2 protein-coding genes are annotated in these 2,474 nt (G+C 30.6%); both read right to left on the bottom strand.

Annotated elements, in window-relative coordinates; genetic code table 11:
- Positions 1–84: 84 nt before the first annotated feature.
- The gene (locus M663_RS0103810) at positions 85–1,695 is read right to left on the bottom strand and encodes a putative ABC exporter domain-containing protein (protein WP_029687982.1); all 1,611 of its coding nucleotides are present in this window, start codon (positions 1,693–1,695) and stop codon (positions 85–87) included.
- Complete coding sequence (locus tag M663_RS0103805) at positions 1,692–2,405, bottom strand: ABC transporter ATP-binding protein (RefSeq protein ID WP_029687981.1); 714 nt, start codon at positions 2,403–2,405, stop codon at positions 1,692–1,694. The genes M663_RS0103810 and M663_RS0103805 overlap by 4 nt, the downstream gene beginning before the upstream one ends.
- Positions 2,406–2,474: the final 69 nt, after the last annotated feature.

The following is a 2,474-nucleotide window of genomic DNA, read 5'->3' as shown; positions in this document are numbered from 1 at the left end:
TCTTTTGACATAGCTCTCACTCCCATCTCACTATCAAATCCTTGTAATACCATCATAAATTATAAAGTTAAAAACAAAGGGACTTTATTTCAGCTCCAACCTCTCAAATATAAAGTTTGCAAAAAGTAAAAACACTCCCGATTCCAAAAACATCATTAAAGCCGCTGTTAAAACTCCTATTACCATATTCTTTGTTATAATACCTAAGGGAACCGCTACTGCTACTACTGGTAAGAGTATAAATAAAAAACCAAAAATCTTAAATAAAGGCATTGCTACTTTAAGGTCTTGTTTTGAAGGAAGTAAAAGCTGCATGAATGCAGCAGAAAAACTGTCTAAAGTTGAAAAACTTATAATAAAAACTATTGCCGTAATAGTGTTTAAAATTCCAGGTTTCATAAATATTGATGCCGGAACAATAATAAGTATTGCCGCTATAAAAGCTTTAAGTAATGGAATAAGATTAACAGCTATCAATTTTTCAATTCCCTCTCCCGGAATTATGTATATATACATTTTATTTAATTCTGTACTAACTGTAGAAGCAAAGCTAAAAAGCCATGCTATATATACATACAAAAAGGACATTGCAAATATAATAGTAGGGTCATCCTTGGGCAAAAAATATCCAAAAGCAATTGATGCTAATAGTAAAAATAAATTGTAGTAATTAAAATATATAGAACCTAAACTCCTTTTATTTTCAACCATTTTTAGCCATATATAAGCCCATGGACCTTTGGGCTGTAGATTAATTACTACATCTTTTTTCTTTTTTATTTTCTTAGCCGATTCTTCTGCTGAACTATAAAAGCCTTCTTTTTTAACTTTATTTCTTATTTCTCTGACTCTTTCACTGTAAGTAATAACTTCTTCGTAATAATCTGTTGCAAAATATAAGGCTATCAAAATAATACTAATTATTGTTAACAACTGCATAAACACTAATTCTAAGTTATAAGCACCCTCACCTGTAAAATATGAAAGAATAAGTAGCTTTGAAGGCCCCAATATAGGCACATAGTCCCATGCATTAGAAGATAAATAATCAATAATGCCAAATATACTTCCTGCCTTATATATAAAATAAAATCCAAAACCTGCAATTAAAATTAAAATACCAGATAGAATGTACTGTATCAATTTTTTTGCATTAAATTTCATTGAAATTGAGTAAATTAAAAAATTTAGCGGCACTAAAGCAAATATATTGGTAAATATGCCTAAATATCCATATACCAAATTTGATGAATATTCAGTAACTGACATCATATTACTTAAAAAAGGTAGATACACCACAAATAGTATCGAAAGAGCAAAATACTTGAAAATACCTTTAACCATATACCACAAAAAGATTTTTCTTTCATCTATAGGTGATGAAAAAAGAAAAGTCATATCTCCATCTTCAACAATTATTCCAGGCTGTTTTAAAGAACTGTATATTGAAAGTATTATCTCAAAAAGTATTATTATAACTAAACCTGCCTCTAAAAAGGATAACTTGAGCTCACTTACTTGAGAAAGTTTTGCCTTATTATCCATATTCCCAAGAATAATAGAAATAAGCATCAAAAAATATCCTAAAAACATAAAAAGATAAACAAATATTCTGTTTGGATTTCTAATAATATCCTTTATTGAATTTTTTATCTTCATCAATTCAAATATAAAAAGTGCATTTATCTCACTCATTTTGTTACCTCCAAAAACAAATCTTCCAATGAGCCTCCCGGTCCTACCTTTTTCATTACTTCTTCAAGTGTGCCCTCATATATGAGTTTTCCTGTTTTTAAGATAAGCACCCTGTCTCCAAGATTTTGCACAGAATCTAACATATGTGTACTCAAAAGTATAGACTTCCCTTCTTTTTTAAGCTCTTTTATGGTATCTTTAAGTTCTCTTATAGCTTTTGGATCAAGTCCTACAAAAGGCTCATCAAAAAGCATAACCTCTGGTTTGTGTAAAAGTCCGCATATTACCATAACCTTCTGCCTCATGCCCTTTGATAAATTAGCTCCCAATTCATCCTTTTTATCCATAAGGTCATAAGCTTCAAGGTATTCTAAAGCCTCTTCTTCCCAATTTTCAAGTTTATAGGCAAGAGCAATAAATTTCATGTGCTCCCAAACTGTAAGCATAGGGTATATATCCGGAGTTTCAGGTATATAAGCGAGCTTAAATTTCGCTTCTTTATCTTTGTAATCATAACCACATACTTTTATTTCTCCTTCCGTCTTTCTCAAAAGCCCCATTATAGTCTTTAAAGTAGTGCTTTTCCCTGCACCATTTGGACCTATAAGCCCTACAACTTCACCAGGATAAATCTCAAAAGAAATCCCATCAACTGCCTTTACCTTGCTATAATACTTTTTTAGATTTTTTACAGAAAGTACACTATCCATCTTCGACCTCCGTTTATGCAAAATTTTAAATGCAAATTATAATCTCTCAAACCATAATAAAGAACAATC

It is taken from the genome of Thermoanaerobacter sp. A7A (assembly GCF_000445185.1).
Classification (GTDB): domain Bacteria; phylum Bacillota; class Thermoanaerobacteria; order Thermoanaerobacterales; family Thermoanaerobacteraceae; genus Thermoanaerobacter.
The sequence above is the reverse complement of the archived record's forward strand: the minus strand, read 5'-3'. Positions and strand labels throughout refer to the sequence as shown.